Raw genomic sequence first — 25,175 nt, 5'->3', positions numbered from 1 at the left:
ACGAGCACCCGGAGCCGGGGCGGGGCGGGCTCGGGCACCTGCTCGGCCAGGCCCGGCTCGACGGCGGACGAGGCGGTCGGGTCGACGGCGGGCTCGGCAGCGGGGTCGGCGTCGGGGTCCGGATCGTCCGCCGGGTCGGCGACCAGGTGCACGGCCGGGCCGACGGCGGGCTCCGGGTCCGCGGCCGGTGCCTCGGCGATCGCGCGCTCGGCCTCGGTCTGCTTCGCGAGTGCCTTGGCCGCCTTCGCGGCCTCGGCGGCGACCCGCTCGGCCGCGGCCTCCAACGCCTCGGCGGCCTTACGATCGGCCTTCTTCGTGGCCTTCTTCGCCGCCTTGGCGAGGTCGGCCTGCGCTTCGCGCTCGGCCTTGAGCACCTTGGCCGCCTTCTTCGCGGCCTTCTTGGCGGCCTTGGCCGCCTCGTCGACCCGGTCCGCCTTCGCGGCTCGGGCGACCTTGTCGAGCTTGGCGGCCTTCTTGGCGGCCTTGTCCTTGTCGAGCTTCGCGGGCTTGTCGAGCTTCGCGGCCTTCGCGGGCTTGGCGGCCTTGTCGCCCTTCGCGGGCTTGTCGCCCTTCGCGGACTTGTCGAGCTTGGCGGCCTTGGCTGCCTTCTTCGTGGCTGTCGCCCCCTTCACGACCGCCTCGGCGTCCGGGGCCTCGCCCAGACCCACCGGCGTCGACCCCTTCGCGCCCCGGTCGGCCCTGCCTGCACTCCTGCCGTCGGCCTTCTTCGCCATGCCGCTGCCTCCGCGTCGTCGGGACCCGGGTCCGATGATGCCGCACCGACCCGCCGATCGCCCACGGGCGGTACCGCGGCGGCGGATCAGCGAGGGGCGGGGATGCGCTCGGCGCCGTCGCGGGCCATCGAAACCAGGCGCGAGATCGCGCGCAGGTACTTCTTGCGGTAGCCGCCGCCGAGCAGTTCCTCGGTGAACAGTTCGTCGAACGGCACGCCCGAGGCCACCACCGGCAGCTCGCGGTCGTACATCCGGTCCGCGAGCACCACCAGACGCAGCGCGGTGCCCTGGTCCTCGACCGGGTGCACCCCGTGCCAGAAGACACCGGTGATCCCGTCGAGCATCGCGCCGTAGCGGCTGGGGTGCACCGTGGCCAAGTGCGCGAGCAGCGCGGGGAAGTCGTCCAGCGCGGCGCCGTCGGGCGCGGTCTCGGCGGCCGCGGTGACCATGTCCTCGGCCACCGGCGCGGGCGCCGCCGGCAGGCCCCGGTGCCGGTAGTCCTCGCCGTCGATGCGCAACGCCTCGAAACGCGAGGACAACCCCTGTATCTCGCGCATGAAGTCCTGCGCGGCGAACCGTCCTTCGCCGAGTTTGTCCGGCAGCGTGTTCGAGGTCGCGGCGAGCTTGACGCCGGCGTCGGCGAGCTTGCCCAGGAGGGTGGACACCAGGACGGTGTCGCCCGGGTCGTCGAGTTCGAACTCGTCGATGCACAGCAGCCGGTGTCCGGACAGCGCCTCGACGGTCCGCCGGAATCCGAGCGCGCCGACCAGATTGGTCAGCTCGACGAAGGTGCACAGCGACTTCGGGCCGGGCGAGGCGTGCCACAGCGAGGCCAGCAGGTGGGTCTTGCCGACGCCGTAGCCGCCGTCGAGGTAGATCCCGCTCGGCCCGGCCGCCTGCTCCCGGCGGAACCAGCGGCGCTTGGCGCCGTCCCCGTTCAGCTCCGCCGCGAACCGCTCCAGCCGGACCACGGCCGCGGCCTGCCCGGGTTGATTCGGGTCGGGGATGTACGTGTCGAAACGCACGTCGCCGAACCGCGGCGGCGGGACCATCTCGGCGACGAGGCGGTCGGCGGGGACGCTGGGGTGGCGCGTGGTCAACGACACAGGAGCTACGGACACGATCATCAAGCCTACGACGCGTGCGAAACTCGGTCGCATGCGCCGTCTCCTTCCCGTGCCCTCCACCCCCGACGAACCCGACGTCGACCTGGTCGAGGCCTATGCCTATCCCCCCGACCGCACCTGGCTGCGGGCGAACATGGTGGCGAGCCTGGACGGCGCCGCGCAGGCCCCCGACGGCCTCTCCGCCGGACTGTCCTCGCCCGCGGACAAGCGCGTGTTCGGCGTGCTGCGCGGCCTGGCCGACGTGATCGTGGTGGGCGCCGCCACCGTGCGCCAGGAGGGCTACCGGCCGCCGCGCCCCAGGCCCGCCTACGCCGCCGCCCGGGCCGCCGCCGGGCAGTTGCCCGCGCCGGTGATCGCGATCGTCTCGCGCAGCCTCGCCATCGACTTCACCACGCCACTGTTCACCGAGGCGGTCACCCCCACCATCGTGATCACCTGCGAGGAGGCCCAGCCCAAGGGCCTGGCGGCGGCGGCCGAGTACGGCGACGTGCTCCTGGCCGGGCGCGACCGGGTCGACCTGGGCCTGGCCCTGGACGCGCTGGCCGCCCGCGGGCTGACCCGGCAGCTCACCGAGGGCGGCCCACACGTACTGGCGCAGATCGCCGCGTGCGGCCGGCTGGACGAGCTGTGTCTGACCGTGAGCCCGCTGCTGACCTCGGGACCCGCCCACCGGCTCCTGGCCGGCCCCGCGCTCCCCGAGGCACAGGCGATGCGCCCGATCTCGATCCTCGAGGAGGACGGCGCGCTGTTCTCCCGCTACGTCCGCGCGTAACGCGTGCCTTCGGCACCCGGCCGGGGCCGTTGCGGCGGCCCCGGCGGCGCCCGCCGGTCGGCGAAAGTGGGAGGGTGAACTCCCGGGCAGACGGGGCACAGACACCCGGCTCGGCCGATGGATCAAGGGAGAGTTGCGTGTACACGATCGTGCTGCTCGTGGAAAAGGTCCTGAACGAGGCGGACGTCGCGTTCGTGACCGGCCTGCACGAGGGCGTCGAGACGTCGTTCGTGGTGGTCCTGCCCGGCAAGGCCGACCACCGCAAACTGCTCCAGGCGCTGGACGACGTGGCCCTGGTGCGCCTGGACGAGGCGGCCGAGGACATCGAGCAGCGGCCCGGCCCCGACGACGGCGCGGAGGCGGCCCGACGCACCCTGGAGGCGAGCGTGGCGGCACTGCGCGCGAGCGGCGCCGACGCCGTCGGCGAGACCACCCCCGGCCGGGACCCGCTGGACACCCTCAAGCAGATCGTCGACCGGCACCACGCCGACGAGGTGATCGTGCTCACCGACCCGCACTTCATCGAAGAGGTCTTCCACCGCGACTGGGCCTCGCGGGCCCGACAGAACGTGGGCGTGCCGGTGCTCAAGCTCTTCGCACACGACATGAGCTGACACAATCGCGGGGAGCCCGCGCCGAACGCGGGTCCACCCCACTCGAAGGAGCCCGCTTCATGGCACCCCCCGCCGAGCCCGTCGACCTCGGCAGCCCGTTCTTCGTCGGCATCGGTGGCGCCGGCATGTCGGGGCTCGCCAAGATCCTCGCGATCCGCGGCGCGAGGGTCTCCGGCAGCGACGCCAAGGACTCCACCCAGGTGCTGGCGCTGCGCCGGCTCGGCTGCACGGTGCATGTGGGCCACGATCGGGCGAACGTCGCCGAGGACGTCTCGTGCGTGGTCGTGTCCTCGGCGATCCGGGAGGACAACCCCGAACTGGTCGTCGCGCGCGAGCGGGGCATCCCGATCGTGCATCGCGCGGACGCGCTGGCCCGGCTGATGGACGGCCGGCGCTCGGTGGCCGTCGCGGGCACGCACGGCAAGACCACCACGACGAGCATGCTCGCGGTCGGCCTGACCTCGCTCGGCCTGGACCCCTCCTTCGCGATCGGCGCCGACCTCAACGAAGCGGGCAGCAACGCCCACCACGGCCTGGGCGAGATCTTCGTGGCCGAGGCGGACGAAAGCGACCGCAGCTTCCACAAGTACGCGCCCGAGGTGGCCGTGGTGTTGAACGTGGAGCTGGACCACCACGCCAACTACGGCTCGCTGGACGACGTGCTCGACGCGTTCGAGATCTTCGCCGGCCGGATCGTGCCCGGCGGCACGCTGGTGCTCTCCGCCGACGACGCGGGCGCCGGCGCCCTGCGCGAGCGGCTGGCGGTCTCCGCGCCGACGCTGAACGTGGTCACCGTCGGCGAGCACGAGGCCGCGGATCTGCGCCTGACGCAGATCGAGGCGTCGGGCCTGAGCAGCCGGGTCACCGTGCACGGCAAGGCCGTGGGCGGCGAGCTGGTGCTGGCCGTCGCGGTGCCGGGGCGGCACAACGCGTCCAACGCGGTGATGGCGCTCGCGGTGGGCCTGGCGCTGGGTGTCGAGCCGCGGCGCATGGCCGACGGGCTGGCCAACTACCAGGGCGTGCGCCGGCGGTTCCAGCTCAAGGGCGAGGAGGGCGGCATCCGGGTCGTCGACTCGTACGCGCACCACCCCACCGAGATCGCCGCCGACCTGGCCACCGCCCGCGGCGCGGTGGGCGCGGGCCGGGTGATCGCGGTGTACCAGCCGCACCTGTTCAGCCGCACCCAGCAGCTCGGGGTGGAGATGGGCCGCGCGCTCGCCGCCGCCGACATCGCCGTGGTGATGGACATCTACGCCGCCCGGGAGGACCCGCAGCCCGGCGTGACCAGCAACATCGTCGCGCACGCCGCGCTGGACAACGGCGGCTTGGTGCGTACCGAGCACAGCTGGTCCGACGTGGCCGGCTCGGTGGCCGCGCTGGCCCGCCCCGGCGACCTGGTCCTGACCATGGGCGCGGGCGACGTGACCCTGCTCGGCCCGGAGATCCTGGACACCATCCGCACCCGCGGCACCGCCGCCGCTCGCTGAGCCGTCCGCCCACCGGCGCCGTGCCGTCCCTCGGGGAACGTCGCGGCGCCGTTGCGTGTTGGATGTGCACATGGCCTACAAAATCGAGAAGACCGACGACCAGTGGCGGGCCGAGCTGACCCCGGACGAGTTCCGGGTGCTGCGTCGGGCGGGCACCGAGCGTGCCTGGACGGGCGAGTACACCGAGACCAAGACGACCGGCGTCTACCGCTGTCGGGCGTGCAAGGCGGAGCTGTTCCGCTCCGACACCAAGTTCGACAGCCACTGCGGCTGGCCGTCGTTCTACGCGCCGCTGGCCGAGGACCGGGTCGAATACATCGAGGACGACACGATGGGCATGACCCGGGTCGAGGTGCGCTGCGGGACCTGCGGCTCGCACCTGGGGCACGTGTTCGAGGGTGAGGGCTACGGGACGCCCACCGACCAGCGCTACTGCATCAACTCCATCTCGCTGACCCTGGAGCCGGACCCGCAGGGCTGAGCCGAGGCGCGGGTCGGCCCTACGGCCGGCCCGAGCGCCGCCGCCCGTTCAAACATCGGTACGGACGGTGCGGCAAAACTCACATCCAGCCCGCGTGCGGCGGGTGCGTCCGCTATGTCTGGGGACCATGAATCCCTGGCTGCCACCCCTCGCGTACTCGGTCTGGACGGCGCTCGTACTCGGCGTCGCCATCGGGTCCGCCCGGCGCGGCGGCCGGCGGGCGAACCGGGCGCGCCTGGCCGAACTGGGCGCCGCCGAATACGCGTTCGTTGTCGGCGGCGCGGCCCGCGCGGCCGACGTGTCGATCCTGGCCCTGCTCGGCGAGGGCGCGCTGCACCTGAACCGCGACGGGCAGGTGGTCGCGGCCCGGGCGGCGGCCGACGCGGCGGGCGACGCGCCGCTGCGGATCCTGGATCGGGAGTACGGCGGCCTGCCGCTGCGCGACCTGCGCGCCCGGGTGGCCGCGGCGCCGCAGATCCAGGGCATCGGCGCCGACCTGTTCGCGGCCGGCCTGATCGCCCGCCCGGACGCGGGTCCGCGCCGACTGCCCCGCTGGGCGCTGTTCGCCACCCTCCCCCTTGGCCTGGCCACCGCGGTCGCGGGCTTCGTCCGCGCCGACGACGCGACCTCGGGCGCGCTGCCGTGGGTGGGCCTGCTGCTCGCGGTGATCGGCAGCCAGGCGTGTGTCGCGGGCCTGCTGCTCCTGGGCGTGTTCGGCGAGCGGCTGGTGCCCACCGCGCCGACCACGCGCCGGCTGATCCGGCTGCGCCGCGACGAGGCGGCCGTGGCCGCGCTCGGCGCCGACGACCTGGGCGCGGTCGCCCTGTGGGGCCTGGACCGCTTCCCCGACCCGGTGGTCAAGGAGATCTTCCGCCGCAACGCGCCCACCCCCGCCGGCCGCCCCCCGGAGTCCGTCTGGTGCGGCAACACCTCCTGTGCCTCCCCCCAGGGCGCCCGGGCCGGCTCCTGCGGCGGCACCGCCGACGGCTGCGGCAACTGACCCGACCGCGCCCGTCGCGCGGCCCGCAATCCGTCGGTGTCGCGGGCCACTTGCCGCGCGGGGCGTCCGGAGCGGGCGAATCGAGGGAACTCCGCCTGTTTCGGTCCGGGACGGACCCGCCATGCTGGACGTATGCGGACAGCGGTGGGAATCGGATGGCGGCCCGAGATCGATCTGACCGTCGAGCGCCTGGCCGGCGTCGACTTCGTCGAGGTCGTCGCGGAGAACGTGTGCGTCGGACACCTGCCCGAGTCGCTGCGCGTGTTGTGCGAGCGCGGCGTCGAGGTGATCCCGCACGGCGTCGGCCTCGGCCTGGCGGGCGCGGACCGTCCCGACCCCGCACGCCTTGCCCGGCTGGCGGAGGTGGCGGGAGCCCTCGGCTCGCCGGTGATCAGCGAACACCTGGCGTTCGTCCGGGCCGGCGGCATGGAGGCCGGTCACCTGCTGCCGACGCCGATGACGTGGGACGCGCTCGACGTGGTCACGGAAAACGTCCGCATCGCCCAGGACGCGCTGCCGGTCCCGCTCGCCCTGGAGAACCCCGCGACGCTGCTGACCTGGCCCGACAACGAGATGAGCGAGGCCCGCTTCCTGACCGAACTGGTCGAGCGCACCGGCGTGCGGCTGCTGATCGACGTGGCCAACCTGCACACCCAGCGGATCAACCACGGTGTCGACCCGGCCGCCGCACTGGCCGAACTCCCACTGGAGGCGGTGGAGTACGTACACGTCGCCGGCGGCGTCGAACGCGACGGCCTGTGGCACGACACCCACGCGCACCCGGTGACCGCGCCGATCCTGGAGGTGCTGGCCACGCTGTGCGGGCTGCGCCCGCCGCCGCGCGTACTGCTCGAACGCGACAGCGACTTCCCTACGGCGGGCGAGATCGCCGCCGAATTGGCCGCGATCCGGGGCGTGGTGGACCGGACGGCGGTGCGCCGGTGAGCGCGCGCGAGCGGCTGGCCGCACAGCAGACCGCGCTGCTCGCGGCACTGGTCGCCGGCGGGCCGACACCGCCGGGCTTCGATCCGGACCGGGTGCGCGTACAGGCCCGCGCGCTGGCCGCCAAACGGCGCGACTCGGCGCTGCGCGCGCTGCCGGAGCTGGCGACGACGCTGGGCCCGCGCTGGCCGGGCGAGTTCATGGCCTGGGCCCTGGTCCACCCAAAGCCCGCCGAGGGAGGCACCCGCGCCGACGTACACGCCTTCGCGGCCCATCTGTGGGAGCGGGACGCGCTGCCGAAGGCGCTGGCCGAGGTGTTCGTCGAACGAAAGCCGTCCCGATGGGCCCGGCTGCGCGCCCGATTCGCATCCCGCGCGCCGGCCGGCCACGGGTAGGCACTTCACGCACGGGGGTCGACACCATGTTCTGGTTGCTGCTCGGGGTGTTGGTGGTCCTCGCCGCCGCCCTGCCGATCGTGATTGTCGTCGTGGCCCACCGCGCGGCCCGACGCCGGCTCCGCCACACCTTCGGCCGACCGGCGGGACCGGCCTTCGGGCGGGCACCGGGCACCGGCAGGCCGTACGGCGGCGGGCCCGGTCCGTACCCCGACCCGTGGCCACTCGGCCCGCAGGGATACCAGGGGCACGACGCGCACGACCACCATCACCATCACCACTGGCACGGCCACCACACCTCGTGCGGCATCGGTTGGTCCTGCGGGGCGGGCGCAGGCGGCGATTCCTCGGGTTCGAGCGGGACGTCCTGTTCTAGTGGATCGTCCTGCGGGTCGTCGTGTTCGAGCGGGTCGTCCTGCTCCAGCGGATCGTCCTGTTCGAGTTCGACCTAGATTCGACGCGTCGCCGCGCCCCGGTCGGTCGGAGCGGTCGATCGCGGTCCGACCGACCGGGGTGAAGGCTCAGACCAGACCGGCGAGCAGTTCGGCGACCGGGTGCCGGCGACCGGTGTAGAACGGCACCTCCTCGCGCACGTGGCGGCGCGTCTCCGAGCCGCGCAGGTGCCGCATCAGGTCGACGATGCGGTGCAGCTCGTCCGCCTCGAAGGCGAGGATCCACTCGTAGTCGCCCAGCGCGAACGACGGCACCGTGTTGGCCCGCACGTCCGGGTAGCCGCGCGCCATCCGCCCGTGCTCGGCGAGCAGCCGGCGGCGCTCGTCGTCCTCCAGCAGATACCACTCGTACGAGCGCACGAACGGGTACACCGCGACGTAGTCGCGCGGGGTCTCCTCGGCCAGGAAGGCCGGGATGTGGCTCTTGTTGAACTCGGCCGGACGGTGCAGCGCCATGTTCGACCACACCGGCTCCAGGAGCCGGCCCAGGCCGGTGCGCCGGAAGAGGTTGTACGCCTCCTGAAGCGCGTCCGAGTCCTCCGCGTGCCACCAGATCATCAGGTCCGCGTCGGCGCGCAGGCCGGAGACGTCATAGGTGCCGCGCACCACGACGTCCTTGTCGAGCAGCTGCTCGAACAACTGCTCGACCTCGCCCGCCAGCCCGGCCCGCGCACCCGGCAGCGGCTCACGGAGTCGGAAGACCGACCACATCGTGTACCTGATCACCTGGTTGAGGTCGCGGGCCTTGCGCCGGGCCGGCGCGGGTTCGCCTGCGGACTCCGGGCCGTCGGCGTTGAGGGCGGCGTCGACCACCGCTGCGGCGGCGTCGACCGGTTCCGGGCTGTTCTCCGCGGTGCTTTGCGTCATGGTCCGATTCTGCCTGGCTCGTCCCCGCGCTCAGTGCACGGGGCGCGCGTACGGCCTGGCGAGCTGCGCCAGCACCTCGGTCGCGGCCTTGGTCGCGCTCGCCACACACGCCGGGATGCCGACGCCCTCGTACACCGCACCGCACACCGCCAGGCGCGGCAACCGCTCGACCGCGTCGCGCACGCAGGCGATGCGACCGAGGTGGCCGACCGCGTACTGGGGCAGCCCGCCGCCCCAGCGGGTGACCCGGGTGTCGATCGGCTCGGCGGTCAGTCCGACCGCCTCGCGCAGGTCGTCGAGCGAGTCGGCGATCAGTTCGGCGTCCTCGCGCTGGAGCACCGCCTCCTCGCCGGCGCGGCCGAGCGAGGTGCGCAGCACGAACAGGTCCGGATCCGATTCGGCGAGCCAGCCCCACTTGTTCGACGCGAACGTGCTCGCCTTGATCCGCCGGCCGTCCACCGGCGGCACCAGGAACCCGGTTCCGGCGGGCGTCGACGCCAGGTCGGCGCGCCGGAACGCGAGGGTCACCAGCGCCATGCCCGCGTATTCGATCGAGGACAGTTCGACCGCCGCGACCGTCGAGTGCGGGCGCAGGAGGCGGGCCGCGGGCGCGGCCGGTACCGCGAGCACCACCGCGTCCGCCTCGATCGGGACGGGGGTGTTGGTCGGCCCGGTGATCAGCCGCCAGCCGGTCGGCGTGCGCTCCAACTCGCGCACGGTGGTCCGGGTCCGGATGCTGCCGCGCCCACCGGCCACCACGGCGCCGGCGACCGCGAGCGGCAGCCGCCCGACACCGCCGCGTACCCCCATGAACACCGGCCCCGCGGGCCGCTCGGCGGCGTCGTCGAGCAGGTGGCGCACCCCCGCCACCAGCGAGCCGCCGGAGCGGGCGATCGGCAACAGCTGCGGGACGGCGGCGGCGAGCGAGATGTCGTAGGCGTTGCCCGCGTACACCCCACCGAGCAGCGGCTCGACGAGCCGGTCCACCACCTCGTGGCCGAGCCGTTCGGCGACGTAGCGGCCGACCGAGACGTCGTCCTCGTAGCGGTGCGGCGCCAGCGCGTGGTCCAGCGGGATCCGGGCCAGGCCCGCCGGCGACAACACCCCGCTCGCCGCCAGCGGCTCCAGGTCGCCCGGCACACCCATCACATGGCCGCGCGGCATCGGCCGCAACGCACCACGCGTCCACAACGACGCGCCCGCGGTGGCCGGCGGCTGAAGATCGTCGCCCAACCCGACCTCACGAGCCAGGTCGATCGCCTCAAAACGCCGAGCCAACATCGACTCCGCACCCTCGTCGACCGCAACCCCGGCAATACTCCCGGCATGCAGCTTCCCCCCCACCCGGGAAGCCCCCTCGAGCACGGTAACGGTGAGCCCGGGATCCCCATCCCGCAGCAAAACCCAGGCAGCCGTCAACCCGGCGATCCCACCACCGACAACAACCACATGCCGCCCGCCACCCACCACCGAACCACCCACGTCACACCCGCTCCCGAAAGCCGCCCCAACCGAACCCCCGAAGCCAAACCCCCCTAAGCCCCAACCGCAACCCGACAACCCCAAGCCACCCAACCCGGCAGAGCCAGGCCAACCCCACCCACCCCAACTCACCAAACCCGGGGCACCAAACCCACCAGCCCCAAACAACCCAGCTCACCAAATCCAACCCACAACGCCCAATAAGCCCACCCAACCAGACCAACCCAGCGAACCCACCTGCCCCAACCACCCCAGCCGAACCCGGCCCAACCAAGCCGATCCGCCCAACCCATCCAGCCCAACCAGCCAACCCGGCCCGATCCGACCAATCCGCCAGCCGGCCAAGTCAGCCCACCAAAATCAGCCCGGCCGGCGCATGAGGCCACCCCAACCCGACCAAATCCCAACGCCGGCCCAACCACAAACCGCTTCAGCCCGGCCGGCGCTTGAAGCCACCCAACCCAACCCCGACCCCAGCCCGACCGGCGCTTGAGGCCAAGCCACCCAGCTCACCGCAACCAATCCAGCCCGGCCGGCGCATGAGGCCACCCCAACCCGACCAAATCCCAACGCCGGCCCAACCACCACATCAGCCCGGCCGGCGCTTGAGGCCAAGCCACCCACCCCCAGCCCGGCCGAACCGCAAACCCAAGCGCAGCGCGGGCGCAGCCCGGGCCACGGCGAGCCCGGCCGGCGCATGAGGCCAAAAGCCGACCTACCGAGCGCCGGCCGAGTGCACATGCGCCACCAGGCGCGTGAGCACCTCGGGGTCCGTATTCGGCAAAACCCCATGCCCCAAATTGAAAATGTGCCCCTCCGCACCACGCCCCGCCGCCAACACCTCATCGGCCTTGGCCCGAACCGCCTCCCACGGCGCGAACACCACCGCCGAGTCCAGGTTCCCCTGCAACGCCCGCCCCGGTCCCACCCGCCGCGCCGCCTCGTCCAGCGGGATGCGCCAGTCGACGCCCACCACGTCCGCCCCGGCCTCGCCGAACATGCGCAGCAACTCGCCGGTGCCCACCCCGAAGTGGATCCGCGGCACGCCGTAGTGCTCGACCGACGCCAAGACCTTCGTGCTCGCCGGCAGCACCGACGCCCGGTAGTCCGCCGCGGACAGCGCCCCGGCCCACGAGTCGAACAGCTGGATCGCCGACGCGCCCGCCTCGATCTGTACCTTCAGGAACGCCGAGGTGATCTCCGCGAGCCGGTCCACCAGGTCGGCCCACAGCTGCGGGTCGCCGTACATCAGCGCCTTGGTGCGCTCGTGGTTCTTCGACGGCCCGCCCTCGACCAGGTAACTCGCGAGGGTGAACGGCGCACCGGCGAAGCCGATCAGCGGCGTGGCGCCCAACTCGCCGACGAGTTGGCCGACCGCCTCGGTGATGTACGGCACGTCGTCGGGCGTGAGGTCGCGCAACTGCGCGAGGTCGGCGCGCGAGCGGATCGGGTTCGCCACCACGGGACCGACACCGGGCTTGATGTCGAGGTCGACCCCGATCGCCTTGAGCGGGACCACGATGTCGCTGAAAAAGATCGCCGCGTCCACCCCGTGCCGCCGCACCGGCTGCAGCGTGATCTCGGTGACCAGGTCCGGCCGCATGCACGAGTCGAGCATCGCGATGCCCTCGCGCAGCTTGCGGTACTCGGGCAACGAACGGCCCGCCTGACGCATGAACCACACCGGGGTGTGCGGGACGGGTTCGCGCCGGCAGGCGCGCAGGAAGGCCGAGTCGCGGACGGTGGCGTGCGGAAGGCTCGTTTCGGTCACATCCGCCATGGTCCCAGACGCACGCGGGCGGCCCAGACGGAGCACCCCGCCCGGCGCGTCGCCCGGGCCCGACCCCCCCGATGCGGCCTAGGCTGCCAGGCATGGCAGGAGTCGGCGAGACCGAGGAGCCCGAGGAGTTCCGGCAGGCACTGGCCGGATGGCGGGCCGCGGTCCTGCGCCCGGAGATCGTGCTGGAGGAGATGGCCCGGCCGCGTGGCCTGGCGCCGTACTCCGCCGCGTTCGCCGCCGAGGTGGCGCTCGGCGAGGACGAGGACGAACTCGCCGGCGGCCGGATCGTGCTGCTGCACGACCCGGCGGGCCACGAGGCGTGGGAGGGCACGTTCCGCGTGGTCACCATGACCCGCGCCGAACTCGAACCCGAACTGGCGATGGACCCGCTGCTGCCCGAGGTCGGCTGGACCTGGCTGACCGAGTCGCTGTACGCGGTCGGCGCGACCTATCGCGCCCCCAGCGGCACGGTCAGCCGCAGCACCTCGCAGGGCTTCGGCGGACTCTCCGGACAGATCGCCCGCACCGAGATCGAGGTCAGGGCGTCGTGGACACCGGCCGACGACGAGTTGCTGCCGCATCTGCTGGCGTGGACCGAACTGCTGTGCACCTGCGCCGGTTTGCCACCGGTGACGGCCGGGGAGGGCGTCGTCGCCATACCGCGCCGGCCCTCGCGACCCGGTTCCTGACACGCCGGATCACCGTCGCGAGACCCCTCGGTCACACACCCGGGTCAACGTCGCATAACGGATTTGGATCTTCCTCTAAAGCCCGGCGCCATATGTGCCGAAGGACAGGGTGACCACCCCGAAGGAGTAGCTGGTCGGGCCGCTTCTTCGGGAATCGCGATCACTGCGCAGGAGGCCCGGTGTCGGTACTTCTCGATCACCCTGCAAACCTGCTTGCCTATCGTCCTTCCAAGCCCACGGCGATGGTCGTCGTCGCGGACCCCCGGGTTCGCGACGCCGTCATCCGCCACCTGTGGGCCCTCGGTGTACGCGACGTCGTCGGGGCGTCGACCATCGCCGAGGCTCGCTCCCGTGCCGGCACGCCGCGCGACCTGTGTGTCGCCGACGTGCACCTGCCGGACGGCTCCGGACTCACGCTTCTCACCGAGATGCGCGCGTCCGGGTGGCCGAACGGCCTGGCACTCTCCGCAGCCGACGACATCGGTGCCGTTCGCTCCGCGCTTGCCGCGGGTGTTCGGGGCTACGTCGTGACAGGCGCGCGAGCGGGACTGAACCCTGGACACGCACGGCAAGCCGGAATGCACCACGGGATGCCCCAGGCAAACCGCATGCGTCCGTCGGAACAGCGCGGGACGGAGCCCGGCTCCGGCGTCCGGGAGCTTTCGGCGCGCGAGATCGAGGTCCTGCGCCTCGTCGCGGAGGGCCGGTCCAACAAGGCGATCGGTCAGGCGATGGGCCTGTCGGCGCTGACGGTCAAGAGCCATCTCGCCCGCATCGCCCGCAAGATGGGCACGGGCGACCGGGCCGGCATGGTGGCCCTCGCGTTGCGGGCGGGCATCATCAGCTGACCCCGGTCGGCACCGACCGGTCCAGGGCCGGCGGAGCGTCAGGACACCTCATCAGGTGACACATCATCAGGTACAGCCGAATCCCGGCGGGTGAACCCACCCGCCGGGATTCGGCTTTTCCGAGAGTCGGCTTTCCGGTTCCCCGCGCGATTTCGTGCGGTTCCGACCGCCCTACACCCGCCGTGGCACGCCCACCTTGGCGGGGACCTGCCCGGTCGGCCGGGCGGGCGGGTTATTTTGGTGGGGTGACCGACGCCTCCTTCGAAACCTCATCCGAACTTCCGGCGCCGGTCCCCCCGGCGCCGGTCCCGCTCCTGGCACCTCGCGAGGGCGTTCCGCCGGTCGTGGCGGACCCGGAGGCGCTCGCCGAGACCGTCGCCGCCTTCGCCGCCGGAGCGGGACCGGTCGCCGTCGACGCCGAACGGGCGTCGGGCTATCGCTACGGGCAACGCGCGTATCTGATCCAGCTGCGCCGGGCCGGCGCGGGCAGCGCCCTGGTCGACCCGGCGGCCTGCCCCGACCTGTCCGCGCTCGGCGCCGCGATCGTCGACGCCGAATGGGTCCTGCACGCCGCCTCCCAGGACCTGCCCTGCCTGGCCGAGGTCGGCATGGTCCCCCGGCGCATCTTCGACACCGAGCTGGCGGGCCGGCTGGCCGCCTTCCCCCGGGTGGGCCTGGGCGCGATGGTGGAGGCCGTACTCGGCTTCTCGCTGGAGAAGGGGCACTCGGCGGTGGACTGGTCCACCCGTCCGCTGCCCGAGCCCTGGCTGCGCTACGCGGCGTTGGACGTCGAGGTGCTGATCGAGCTGCGCAACGAGCTCGAGGCGACGCTGACCGAGCAGGGCAAGCTCGACTGGGCGCTGCAGGAGTTCGCCGCGATCGCCGCCGCGCCGCCGCCCGCCCCCCGGGTCGACCCGTGGCGCCGCACGTCGGGCCTGCACCGGGTGCGCCGCCGCCGGCAGTTGGCCATCGTGCGCTCGTTGTGGCAGGCCCGGGACACCATCGCCCGCCAAAAGGACGTCTCGCCGGGTCGGGTCATCCCGGACACCGCGATCGTCGAGGCCGCGCTGGCCGGGCCCGCGTCGGTGGCCGCGCTGCTCGCGCTGCCCGGCTTCACCGGCCGGGACAGTCGACGCCAGGCCGGGGTGTGGCTGGCCGCGATCGAGCAGGCCAGGGCGCTGCCCGAGGTCGAGCTGCCGATGTCCACACTGCCGCACGAGGGCCCGCCGCCGGCCCGCGCGTGGACCGACAAGGACCCGGCCGCCGCGGAGCGCCTGACCGCCGCCAAGACCGCGGTGGCGGCCATCGCGGACGAGCACACGCTGCCCACCGAGAACCTGCTCGCGCCGGACTACGTACGCCGGTTGGCCTGGGCGCCGCCGTCGGCACCCACCGCGGACGCGGTCGGCGATGTACTGCGCGAGTTCGGCGCCCGGCCCTGGCAGATCGCGCTCACCGCGCCGGCCCTGTCGGGCGCGTTCCTGCGCCTGGCCGCACACGCCGCCAACGGCACCGGCGGGACCTGAGTCACACGCCGGGGCCAAAGCCTCGGAACGACCGCCGCGAGCCGGGCGCATCGGTCCCGGCGCGGCGCGCTTTCGGGTGCCCGCGGACGCCCGGCGAGCCGGCGGCCGGCCGCCCGTACCGCCTTACCCGAGCTTTGCTTTGTCCGCATTGACGCCGGATCCCTCCGAATGGTTTGGTTAGGCTCGCCTAATTTTCTCACCATGTGTTCGAGCTGCGGGGTGGCCTGTGTTCGCCAACTATCTGATTGGCCTGCGCGAGGGCCTGGAAGCGGCCCTGGTGGTCAGCATCCTGATCGCCTATCTCGTCAAGACCGGTCGACGCGAGGCACTGCCGGCAGTGTGGGTGGGGGTCGGCGCGGCCGTCGCGATGAGCGTGGCCCTGGAGGCCGCCCTCGAACTGACCTCGGCGGAGATGGACTTCAAGGAGCAGGAGGCGTTCGGCGGCTCGTTGTCCATCTTCGCGGTGGCGCTGGTCACGTGGATGATCTTCTGGATGCGGCGTACCTCGCACGCACTCAAGGCGGAGTTGCAGGGCAAGCTGGACCACGCGCTGGCGATGGGCACGGGTGCGCTGGTGTTGACCGCGTTCCTGTCCGTGGGGCGGGAGGGCCTGGAGACCGCGGTGATCGTGTGGGGCACGGCCCGCTCCACCGGCGAGAACACCGAGCCGATGATCGGCGTCGCCCTCGGACTGGCCACCGCCGTCGTGCTCGGCTACCTCTTCTACGCCGGCGCCGTCCGCATCAACCTCGCCAGGTTCTTCCTCTGGACCGGCGCCGCACTCGTCGTCGTCGCCGCCGGCGTACTCGCGTACGGCGTCCACGACCTCCAGGAGGCCGACTACCTCCCCGGGCTGTCGAACCGGGCCTTCGACATCAGCGACACCATCCCCCCGGACACCTGGTACGGCACCCTCCTCAAGGGCATCCTCAACTTCCAGCCCGACCCCACGGTCCTCCAGGTCACCGTCTGGACGGCCTATCTGATCCCGGTCATGGCACTGTTCTTCCTGCTCCCCAAGGGCGGCCCGAAGAAGGCTCCGTCGGCGGCGCCTCGGGAGACGACGACCGCCGCCTGATCCGGGGGCGTCAGTGGGACGGGACGGCACGGGCGAGGGGCCCGATCCGAAGCGGTGCTTCGGGTCGGGCCCCTCGGTGTCTCGGGCCTTCGGTCCATGGGCCGCCGGGCCACCGGGTCGCTCAGGCGAACAGTGCCTTGCCCCAGTAGTCGTCCGCGCCGCGCACGCCGCCCGGACACGCGAACAGGGCCGAGCCCACGTGCTGGATGTACTCGTTCATCGCGTCGTTCGACGCCAGCCGCTGCTGGATCGGGATGAAGCCCTTGCGCGGGTCGCGCTGGTAGGCCAGGAAGAACAGGCCCGCCTCCAGCCGGCCGAGGCCGTCCGAGCCGTCCACGAACGAGTAGCCACGACGCAGGATGGTCGCGCCGTTGTTGGTGTCGGGGTGCGACAGCCGCACATGCGACTTCTCCGGCAGCGCCTTGAGCGGCACCACGTCGTGTTCGCCGGTCGCGCCCTGCGGCGCGCCCACACCCTTGTTGCGGCCGATCACGTCTTCCTGCTCCTGCAGCGAGGTGCGATCCCAGGTCTCGATGTGCATCCGGATCCGGCGTGCGACCAGGTAGGAGCCACCGGTCATCCACGCCGGGCCCTCACCGGCCGGCACCCACACGTGCTCGCGCAGCCGGTCGGTCTCGGTGCCGGCGATGTTGCGCGTGCCGTCCTTGAAGCCGAACAGGTTGCGCGGGGTCATCGCCTCGGGCGTGGTCGAGGACGTCTTGCCGAAGCCCAGCTGCGACCAGCGCACCGACACCACGCCGAAGCCGATCCGGGCCAGGTTGCGGATCGCGTGCACCGCGACCTGGGGGTCGTCGGAGCAGGCCTGGACGGCGATGTCGCCGCCGGAGCGCTGCGGGTCGAGCTTGTCCCCGGGGAAGGCGGGTAGTTCGGTCAGCGCCTCCGGCTTCTTCGCGGCGATCCCGAAGCGGTCCCGGCCGTCCTTGGTGAACAGCGTGGGGCCGAACCCGACGGTGAGTGTGAGGTTGTTCGGCGGCAGCCCGACGGCCTCGCCCGTGTCGTCGGGCGGCGACTCGGGCACACCGCTGTCGGCGCCGGTCCCGATCTGCTTGCCCGCGGTCATCGCGGCCGCGGCGGCGGTCCACTGCTGGAGCATGCGCACCAGTTTGGCGCGGTCGTCGGTGATCACGTCGAACACGCAAAAGTGCAGCCGGTCCTGAACCGGGGTGGCGATGCCGGCCTGGTTCACGCCGTGGAAGTCCACCGCGCCCGGGGTCGGCGTGGACGACTTGTCCTCGCTCCCGGTGACCGCGGTGGCCACCCCGCCCGCCGCGGCTGCGCCGACCACGAGCGCGCCACCGGTCCAGCCCAGCAGCGCCCGTCGACTGAATCCGTCGCCCGACGGCGGTTCGACCGCCTCGGCGACACGTTCGGTCTCGGTCATGGGCCCTCCCTAGGCTCGTGCGGTGCGGTCGGCTCGTGCGGTGCGGTCGGCTCGTGGGGTTCGGTCGGTTCGTGCTTCGCAATGGCGGGCGATGTCACTGGGCGACGACGCCGGCAAGCTTCGACAGCGGCTCGCCGAGCGCGTTGACCGCGTCCGAGAGTTCCTTGCGCTTGGCCTCGTCGACCGTGTCGTAGGAGACGTAGCCCTCGCCCTGCTTGTACTTGAACAGCAGGCCCTGGATCTTGGCGAACTCGGCGTCGAGGGTGCCGGTCAGCGCCGCGTCCTTCTCCGCCACATACGGCTTGAGCAATTCGAAAGCCTTCTTCGCGCCGTCCACGTTGCCCGCGAAGTCCCACAGGTCGGTGTGGCTGAACGCCTCCTCCTCGCCGGTGACCTTGCCGGTGGCCACCTCGTCGAGCAGGCCCTTGGCGCCGTTGGCGATCGAGGTCGGGGTGATGTCGACGGTGCCGACCTTGGACTGGAGCGTGTTCAGGTCGGCCATCAGGCGGTCGGCGTAGCCCTTCTCGACGTCGGTGATCTGCCCGGTGGTCCACAGTGCCTTCTCGATCCGGTGCCAGCCGGACCACTCCTGACCGGGCTCCAGGTCCGCCTCGCGCGCGTCCATCTGCGGGTCGAGGTCGCCGAAGCTCTCCGCGACCGGCTCGATGGTCTCCCAGCCCAGGCGCGACTTCGGGTAGAGCTCCTTGGCCTTGGCCACGTCGCCGGCCTTGACCGCCTTCACGAACTCGGTCGCGATCGGCATCATCTGCGCGACCGTGTCGTTGGTGAAGGTCCGGTAGTGCGCGACGGCCTGGGCGAGCCTGGGGTCGATCGGCTTCTCGGCGGGGGTGCCCGCGACGGTGACCTTCTGCCGGATGCCGTCGCCCTTCATGCCGGGCTTGCAGGCGACCTCGTAGGTGCCGGCCTTGATCTCGAAGTTCAGCGTGGCCGACGTGCCGGGGCCGATGTTCTCCCGCTCGGTGACGATCCGGTCGCCCTGCGCGTAGACGTAGAGCTCGGTGATCTGGTTGCCCTTGTTGGTCACCTTGATGCTGTTCTTGCCCGCGGGCCAGTCCTTCTTGGCAACGTCGCAGGACTTGTCCTTGGCGGTCACCTTGACCGCGTCGCCTGAGGAGTCGTCGCTGTTGCACGCGGTCAACGCGAGCGGCAACGCCAGCAACAACCCGACACCCAACGCGCGGGTGGCGGTGGGGCGACGACGGACGACAGACATGAACTCTCCCGGGGACGAGACAGGCGAAGACGGGTCGAAGCCCGGCAGACAAGCAGAAGCAGGACGTACGGAACGCGCAGGACACACGGATGGGCATGGCAGTGCCGTATAAAACGGACGAAAAGCAATTATTAGGCAAGGCTAACCAAGCCTAGGCTTGGCTTATTTTGTCAGCCGAATGGCCCCATACAGTCAAGGCAAAGTAAAGGCCCGGCGTGGCGAACGTGGATCACATCACGTCCCGCTCGGGACCTTTGGCGCGGCAAAAGGTGGCAAGCCCGATAAATACGTAGGGTCGTGCCAAGTCCGTTCAACCTGGAGCACCCGTGACCACCTCGGAGGACCGTCTCTCCGCCGCATCGCCCGGGGCTCGCTCCGCCACCGCGACCGCCGCCGCTGCGGACACGACCACCACCGCGGCCGCAGCCGACCCCGGCGCCGCGACCGTGTCGGGGTCGGTACCTGCACCCGCACCCGGCGCTCGGGCTACTGGATCGCGGCGGCCCGGGGGATCGGTTCGAGCGGATCATCCCGATCGCCACCTCCATCTCGCTCGCCCCCTACGGCCTGACCGCGATCGCGCTGCTGCGACTGCTGCGCGCCGATCGGGCCGCGTTCGACGCTTCGGCACTGGTCCGGTACGGGATGATCGCGGTACTCGCCGCGGCGTACTCGATCCGGGCGGTGGTCGGGTCCGGCCGGACGGTGATCCGGCAGTGCGTGGTACTGCTCGCGGCCGGCGGTCCGGTGCACCTGTGGCCGACCCCCCGGCGACCGCGGTCGAGACGCGCCGACGGGCCGATGGGGACCGAGGGCTAGGCCACGTGGTTACCCATGAGTAGCATGGGGCCCGTACCCATCGGTGGAGGAGTGTGCGCTCGTGCCTCGTAACGTCCGGGACGTCGTCTTCGTAGACGGCGTCCGTACCCCCTTCGGCAAGGCCGGCCCCAAGGGCATCTACCACGAGACGCGAGCCGACGACCTCGTCATCGCGTGTATCCGTGAGCTGATGCGCCGCAACCCGTCGCTGCCGCCGGCACGCGTGGACGAGGTCGCGATCGCGGCCACCACGCAGATCGGCGACCAGGGCCTGACCATCGGCCGCACCGCGGCGCTGCTGGCCGGGCTGCCGCGCGAGGTGCCCGGCTACGCGATCGACCGCATGTGCGCGGGCGCGATGACCGCGGTCACCACGGCCGCCGGCGGCATCGCGTTCGGTGCCTACGACGTGGTGGTCGCCGGCGGTGTCGAGCACATGGGCCGACACCCCATGGGCGAGGGCGCCGACCCGAACCCGCGGATCATCTCCGAGCAGTTGGTAGACCCCTCCGCGCTGGTCATGGGCAACACCGCCGAGAACATCCACGACCGCTTCCCGCAGCTCACCAAGGAGCGCGCGGACCGGTTCGCCGTGGGCAGCCAGGAGAAGGCCGCCAAGGCGTACGCCGACAATCTGATCCAGCCCGACCTGGTGCCGGTCGCGGCCCGCTCGGTGGAGCAGGGCTGGGGCCTGGCCACGGCGGACGAGCCGATGCGCCCGGGCACCACCCTGGAGGGCCTGGCCGCGCTCAAGACCCCGTTCCGCCCGCACGGCCGGGTCACCGCGGGCAACGCGGCCGGCCTCAACGACGGCGCGACCGCGTGTCTGCTCGCCGCCGAGGACACCGCGCGCGAGCTGGGCCTGCCGATCAAGATGCGCCTGGTGCAGTTCGCGTTCGCCGGCGTCGAGCCCGAGGTGATGGGCATCGGCCCGGTCCCGGCCACCGAGAAGGCGCTGGAGCGCGCCGGGCTGAGCATCGACGACATCGGCCTGTTCGAGCTGAACGAGGCGTTCGCGGTCCAGGTGTTGTCCTTCCTGGACCACTACAAGATCGCCGACGACGACCCGCGCGTGAACAAGTACGGCGGCGCGATCGCCTTCGGCCACCCGCTCGCCTCCTCCGGCGTGCGGCTGATGACCCAGCTCGCGCGCCAGTTCGAGGCGCACCCCGAGGTCCGCTACGGCCTGACCTCGATGTGCATCGGGCTCGGCATGGGCGGGACCGTCATCTGGGAGAACCCGAACTGGACCGGGGCCGACGCGGACACCACGACCGCCGGCGCGAACTCCGAGGGGAACGACAAGTGAGCGACCTGACGCGACTGGCCGCCGAGGTCTTCCCGGACGAGCTGGTCTCGCACTTCCCGGTGCGGGTACTCGACCTCCCGAACGGCGCCGGAAAGTTCGCGCTGATCACCATCGACAACGGCTTCGACCACACCAAGCCGAACACCTTCGGCCCGGCGGGCCTGGCCGAGCTCGGCGCCGCGATCGACACGATCGAGACGCTGGCCGCGGCGGGCGAGATCGTCGCGGCCGGGGTGACCGGCAAGCCGTTCATCTTCGCGGTCGGCGCCGACCTCAAGGGCGTCGAGAAGGTCACCAACCGCGAGCACGCGCACGCCATCGGCAAGGCCGGCCACGACACGTTCAAGCGGCTGACCGCGCTGTCCGTGCCCACCTTCGCGTTCTACAACGGCGCGGCGATGGGCGGCGGCGTCGAGATCGGCCTGGCCTGCACGTACCGCACCATCTCCACCGCAGTGCCCGCCTTCTCGCTGCCCGAGTGTTTCCTGGGCCTGGTCCCCGGCTGGGGCGGCTGTGTGCTGCTGCCGAACCTGATCGGTCCGGACAACGCGGTCACGGTGATCATCGAGAACGCGCTGAACCAAAACCGTCAGCTCAACGGCCCCAAGGCCTTCAAGCTCGGGATCGCGGACGCGCTGGTGGACTCGGCCGACTTCCTGGCCCAGTCGCTGGTGTGGGCCGGCAAGGTCGTCTCCGGCGAGATCGTGGTCGAGCGCCCGGAGATCGACCGCGGCGCCGGCTGGGACGCGGCCGTCGCGCGGGGTCGAGCGATCGCCGACTCGAAGGTGCACGGCGCCTCCCCCGCGCCGTACCGCGCCCTGGAGATCATCGACGCGGCCCGCGACGGTGACGTGCAGGCCGGCTTCGACGCCGAGGACGACGCGCTCGCCGACCTGATCATGGGCGACGAGCTGCGCGCCGGGCTGTACTCGTTCAACCTGGTGCAAAAGCGCGCCAAGCGACCGGCGGGTGCCCCCGACCGGGCGCTCGCCCGCCCGGTCACCAAGGTCGGCGTGGTCGGCGCCGGACTGATGGCCTCCCAACTCGCACTGCTGTTCGCGCGCCGCCTGCGGGTGCCGGTCGTGCTGACCGACATCGACCAGGAGCGGGTGGACAAGGGCGTCGGCTACGTGCACGACGAGGTCGACAAGCTGCTGCTGCGGGGGCGCGTCTCGCCGGACGCCGCGAACCGGCTCAAGGCGCTGGTGACCGGCTCGCTGACGAAGGACGCGTTCGCCGACGCCGACTTCGTGATCGAGGCCGTGTTCGAGGAGATGGCGGTCAAGCAGCAGGTGTTCGCCGAGGTGGAGGCGGTGGTCTCGCCGACCTGCATCCTGGCCACGAACACCTCGTCGTTGTCGATCACCGAGATGGCCTCGAAGCTGGCCCACCCCGAGCGGGTCGTCGGCTTCCACTTCTTCAACCCGGTCGCGGTCCTGCCGCTGCTGGAGATCGTGCGCGCGGAGCAGACCGACGACGGGGCGCTCGCCACCGCGTTCGCCGTCTCCAAGCAGTTGAAGAAGACCTCGGTCCTGGTCAAGGACGCCCCGGCGTTCGTGGTCAACCGTGTGCTGACCCGCTTCCTGGGCGAGGTGCTGGCCGCGGTGGACGAGGGCACCCCGATCGAGGTCGCCGACAACGCGCTGGCCCCGCTGGGCCTGCCGATGTCGCCGATGGTGCTGCTCGAACTGGTCGGCCCGGCGATCGCGGCCCACGTGGGCGGCACCCTGCACGGCGCCTTCCCGGACCGGTTCGGCGTGTCGCCGAACCTGGAGCGGGTGGTCAAGGCGGGCAAGCGCTCGTTCCTGACCTGGGCCTCGGGCGCGCAGGAGGTCGACCCGGAGGTGGTGGCGCTCCTGGAGGTGGGCGACTCGCCGTCCACGGAGGAGCAGGTCCGCGACCGCGCGCTGGCGGCCCTGGCCGACGAGATCGACCGCATGCTCCAGGAGGGCGTCGTCGCCGCCCCGCAGGACATCGACCTGTGCATGATCACCGGCGCCGGCTGGCCCTTCCACCTGGGCGGCATCACCCCGTACCTGGACCGCGCGGGCGTCACCGAGAAAACCCTCGGCAAGCGCTTCCTGCCGGCAGGCACGGCCTCGGTTCCGCGGTAGCTTCGGTTCCGCAATAGCGGTAGTCGAGAACATCCGACGGGCGGCCCGATCAATGGGGCCGCCCGTCGGCGTTCGTGTCCGGCGGGATCGGAACGTGGCCTCGGAGTCGGCCTTCTGGAAGTACCACAGGTTCTGAATACGCCGGAACATATACGTATAGCGGACGTGCGCCCGGCCGCCGGCGGCACGATTCACGGAATCCGCCAACGGCCGGTCGTTCACGCTCACGTGATCCGAATCGAACCTGGCCCGGTTGTCGCGGAGTTCGAGCTTGGCGATGTCCACCGAGATCAGCGTCTCGGCATCCGGATTCATCGATCTCCACAAATTCGTGGCCGCCATGCCACAACCACCGAAGGGTGGAATCGCGACGTTCCCCGCCTTGACGTTGGGACACGCGGCCTCGAAGTCGTTGCGCCACGTCGCGGTGAACCAGGTGAGGGCCGCGCTCTTCGCCTCCGAAACCGCCGCAGGATCGGGGGGCCGCTCGGGCGACCCGCCGCACCCGGCGACCAGAACGATGCCCGCAGCTACACCTGACACACAGCGCCCAACACCGCTCATCACGGATCTGCGGGCTGCTTGGGCGGGGTGACGACCTCGCGCAGGTCCACGGGTATCCGGTCCGGGAGGCTCTTCGGAGCCAGATCGACCTCGTATCGATGCGGATCCACCTGTTGCCCGCCGTCCCATTCGAGATCCCGCGTCTTTCCGGTGAACGGGGCCGCGGCGACTCCGGGGTCGACCAACGGCAGTTGGGGGTCGTACATCGTCGCGCACCTGACCGAGCAGGCCATCCACGGCCGGCGCGATGCCCGGTGCGGGATCGACGCCGAACCGCGGGAGGTCCTTCGCATCCGACATCAGCCCATCACCTGCTCGATGCGGCTCTTGGGCGGAGCGGCGGGGGCGGTCGCGTCGGCGGGGGCGGTCGGGGTGGTCGCGGCGGCGGGCGCGGCAGGGGCGGTCGTGGTCGTAGCCGGCACAGCGGGCACGCCGGGCACGCAGGAGGCGTCTGGCGCGGTGAAGGACGCGCCGACGGCGGTCTCGGTCGCTCCGTAGCTCGCCTTCGCCGCGGCCACCGCCTGACGTATGTGGTCCACGCCCTGCGTAAAGCCGCGGATACGTTCGTCCCACTTCTCGTGGACCTCCGAGCACGCCTTGTCGAGATCCTTGCGCCCCATACGTTTGGGACCGATCTCCGCCAGGGCGTCCAGCGTGGTCCCGGAGACGGACGCGGCCTCGGCCGATCGGCCGGACACGCCTTCGAGCCAGGCGAGATCGATGGCGAAATCGGTCATGGTAACCACCCCCGTGAGGCCGCCGGCGATCGGCCGATGCCTCGGAGATGGGCCTCGACGCCGATCAGGTCACGTTAAGTGAGCACGCGAACGCCGGTCAAGGAATCGGTTTGCCCCGGTTTCGGGCGCTCCACAGCCGCCGCCCGCACTGTCCCCGGTTCGGGCGGCGGGGCTTCGGCAGCGGCCACAATGGTGATCATGAGTGATGCGATGCGTGGGGCTTCGGTGCGCGATCTGGAGCGGTTGCGGGAGATCGAGGTCGCGGCCGGGGTGCGCTTCCTGGATGTGGGGATGCCGGAGATCGCGGCGGACGAGCCGTTCTCCGTCGAGGAGTTGGACGCATATCGGACCGGCGGACGCTGCCTGGTGGTCGGCGAGCCCGCGCTGGCCTACGTGATCTGGGACCTCGTGGACGGCGCCGCGCACATCGAACAGGTCTCGGTACATCCCGACGGCGCGCGGCGCGGACTGGGCCGGGCGATGATCGATCGGGTGCAGGCGGACACCGGGCTGACGTTGACGTTGACCACGTTCCGGGATGTGGCCTGGAATGCCCCGTACTACGCGCGGATCGGGTTCCGCACGCTCGACCCGGCCGAAGTGACGCCGGGTTTGGCGGCGATCCGGGCACACGAGGCGGTGCTCGGACTCGATCGTTGGCCCCGGGTGTGCATGCGCCGGCCGATCTCGGATCAGCACTGATCCGCGAATCCCCTGCCATT

General features: G+C 71.9%; 20 protein-coding genes and 1 pseudogene. 13 read left to right on the top strand and 8 right to left on the bottom strand.

All coding sequences use genetic code 11. The annotated features are described in order from the left end of the window. Positions 1-820: 820 nt before the first annotated feature. Positions 821-1,861, bottom strand: coding sequence for a cell division protein ZapE (gene zapE / locus ACWGR4_RS00525; protein ID WP_452131140.1), 1,041 nt, complete (start codon positions 1,859-1,861; stop codon positions 821-823). A 31-nt stretch (positions 1,862-1,892) separates the two neighbouring features. Between zapE and ACWGR4_RS00520 the strand changes: the two genes are divergently transcribed. From ACWGR4_RS00520 to ACWGR4_RS00495, 6 genes and pseudogenes are all read left to right on the top strand, one after another. Further along, a complete protein-coding gene (locus tag ACWGR4_RS00520; RefSeq protein ID WP_452131141.1) occupies positions 1,893-2,633 on the top strand; it encodes a dihydrofolate reductase family protein in 741 nt (246 codons plus the stop codon). Between the two features lie 137 nt (positions 2,634-2,770). After that, positions 2,771-3,247 (top strand): indole-3-glycerol phosphate synthase, encoded by a 477-nt coding sequence (locus tag ACWGR4_RS00515; protein ID WP_379996381.1) that lies wholly within the window; start codon positions 2,771-2,773, stop codon positions 3,245-3,247. 59 nt (positions 3,248-3,306) lie between these two features. Continuing rightward, positions 3,307-4,734 carry a UDP-N-acetylmuramate--L-alanine ligase gene (gene murC, locus ACWGR4_RS00510; RefSeq protein WP_452131142.1) on the top strand — a complete coding sequence of 476 codons (1,428 nt, stop codon included), beginning with the start codon at positions 3,307-3,309 and terminating at the stop codon, positions 4,732-4,734. 70 nt (positions 4,735-4,804) lie between these two features. Then, a complete protein-coding gene (gene msrB / locus ACWGR4_RS00505) occupies positions 4,805-5,215 on the top strand; it encodes a peptide-methionine (R)-S-oxide reductase MsrB (RefSeq protein ID WP_379996377.1) in 411 nt (136 codons plus the stop codon). A gap of 127 nt (positions 5,216-5,342) precedes the next feature. Further along, positions 5,343-6,215: a TIGR04222 domain-containing membrane protein gene (locus tag ACWGR4_RS00500; protein WP_452131143.1), complete on the top strand. Its 873-nt coding sequence runs from the start codon at positions 5,343-5,345 to the stop codon at positions 6,213-6,215. Positions 6,216-6,347: 132 nt separating this feature from the next. After that, positions 6,348-7,552: pseudogene (locus tag ACWGR4_RS00495) on the top strand (DUF692 domain-containing protein). A 521-nt stretch (positions 7,553-8,073) separates the two neighbouring features. Here the strand turns inward: ACWGR4_RS00495 and hemQ are convergent. The 3 genes from hemQ to hemE all read right to left on the bottom strand — a co-directional run bounded on the left by hemQ (position 8,074) and on the right by hemE (position 12,133). Further along, positions 8,074-8,871 carry a hydrogen peroxide-dependent heme synthase gene (gene hemQ / locus ACWGR4_RS00490; protein ID WP_379996373.1) on the bottom strand — a complete coding sequence of 266 codons (798 nt, stop codon included), beginning with the start codon at positions 8,869-8,871 and terminating at the stop codon, positions 8,074-8,076. 30 nt (positions 8,872-8,901) lie between these two features. After that, positions 8,902-10,353, bottom strand: coding sequence for a protoporphyrinogen oxidase (gene hemG / locus ACWGR4_RS00485; RefSeq protein ID WP_452131144.1), 1,452 nt, complete (start codon positions 10,351-10,353; stop codon positions 8,902-8,904). 715 nt (positions 10,354-11,068) lie between these two features. Next, positions 11,069-12,133: a uroporphyrinogen decarboxylase gene (gene hemE / locus ACWGR4_RS00480; protein WP_452131145.1), complete on the bottom strand. Its 1,065-nt coding sequence runs from the start codon at positions 12,131-12,133 to the stop codon at positions 11,069-11,071. A gap of 92 nt (positions 12,134-12,225) precedes the next feature. Here hemE and ACWGR4_RS00475 point away from each other — a divergent pair, with 92 nt between their 5' ends. From ACWGR4_RS00475 to efeU, 4 genes are all read left to right on the top strand, one after another. After that, entirely contained in the window at positions 12,226-12,822 is a 597-nt protein-coding gene (locus ACWGR4_RS00475) for a DUF3000 domain-containing protein (RefSeq protein ID WP_379996366.1), read from the top strand. Positions 12,823-13,001: 179 nt separating this feature from the next. Continuing rightward, positions 13,002-13,670, top strand: coding sequence for a response regulator transcription factor (locus ACWGR4_RS00470; protein ID WP_078974877.1), 669 nt, complete (start codon positions 13,002-13,004; stop codon positions 13,668-13,670). A 245-nt stretch (positions 13,671-13,915) separates the two neighbouring features. After that, complete coding sequence (locus ACWGR4_RS00465) at positions 13,916-15,196, top strand: ribonuclease D (RefSeq protein ID WP_379996364.1); 1,281 nt, start codon at positions 13,916-13,918, stop codon at positions 15,194-15,196. Positions 15,197-15,422: 226 nt separating this feature from the next. Further along, positions 15,423-16,274 carry an iron uptake transporter permease EfeU gene (gene efeU / locus ACWGR4_RS00460; RefSeq protein WP_452129982.1) on the top strand — a complete coding sequence of 284 codons (852 nt, stop codon included), beginning with the start codon at positions 15,423-15,425 and terminating at the stop codon, positions 16,272-16,274. A gap of 121 nt (positions 16,275-16,395) precedes the next feature. On the opposite strand, the gene efeB is transcribed toward efeU, so the two are convergent. Together efeB and efeO are read right to left on the bottom strand one after the other, a co-directional pair. Next, positions 16,396-17,676, bottom strand: a complete 1,281-nt coding sequence (efeB, locus tag ACWGR4_RS00455; RefSeq protein WP_452129981.1) for an iron uptake transporter deferrochelatase/peroxidase subunit — start codon at positions 17,674-17,676, stop codon at positions 16,396-16,398. A gap of 94 nt (positions 17,677-17,770) precedes the next feature. Further along, a complete protein-coding gene (gene efeO, locus ACWGR4_RS00450; RefSeq protein WP_379996358.1) occupies positions 17,771-18,910 on the bottom strand; it encodes an iron uptake system protein EfeO in 1,140 nt (379 codons plus the stop codon). 880 nt (positions 18,911-19,790) lie between these two features. On the opposite strand from efeO, the gene ACWGR4_RS00445 reads away from it, so the two are divergent. Further along, on the top strand, positions 19,791-21,038 hold the full coding sequence (locus ACWGR4_RS00445) for a thiolase family protein (RefSeq protein WP_379996354.1): 1,248 nt from the start codon (positions 19,791-19,793) through the stop codon (positions 21,036-21,038). Then, the gene (locus ACWGR4_RS00440; protein WP_452129980.1) at positions 21,035-23,152 is read left to right on the top strand and encodes a 3-hydroxyacyl-CoA dehydrogenase NAD-binding domain-containing protein; all 2,118 of its coding nucleotides are present in this window, start codon (positions 21,035-21,037) and stop codon (positions 23,150-23,152) included. Before ACWGR4_RS00445 ends, ACWGR4_RS00440 begins: the two co-directional genes overlap by 4 nt. Positions 23,153-23,715: 563 nt before the next feature. Here ACWGR4_RS00440 and ACWGR4_RS00435 read toward each other — a convergent pair. Both ACWGR4_RS00435 and ACWGR4_RS00430 read right to left on the bottom strand, forming a co-directional pair. After that, complete coding sequence (locus ACWGR4_RS00435; RefSeq protein WP_452129979.1) at positions 23,716-23,922, bottom strand: hypothetical protein; 207 nt, start codon at positions 23,920-23,922, stop codon at positions 23,716-23,718. Positions 23,923-24,015: 93 nt separating this feature from the next. Beyond that, on the bottom strand, positions 24,016-24,453 hold the full coding sequence (locus ACWGR4_RS00430) for a hypothetical protein (protein ID WP_452129978.1): 438 nt from the start codon (positions 24,451-24,453) through the stop codon (positions 24,016-24,018). A gap of 198 nt (positions 24,454-24,651) precedes the next feature. Between ACWGR4_RS00430 and ACWGR4_RS00425 the strand changes: the two genes are divergently transcribed. Then, positions 24,652-25,155, top strand: coding sequence for a GNAT family N-acetyltransferase (locus ACWGR4_RS00425; protein WP_452129977.1), 504 nt, complete (start codon positions 24,652-24,654; stop codon positions 25,153-25,155). The last annotated feature ends 20 nt before the right edge of the window (positions 25,156-25,175 follow it).

It is taken from the genome of Embleya sp. NPDC055664 (assembly GCF_053618075.1).
This window is presented reverse-complemented; position numbering and strand designations above follow the sequence as displayed.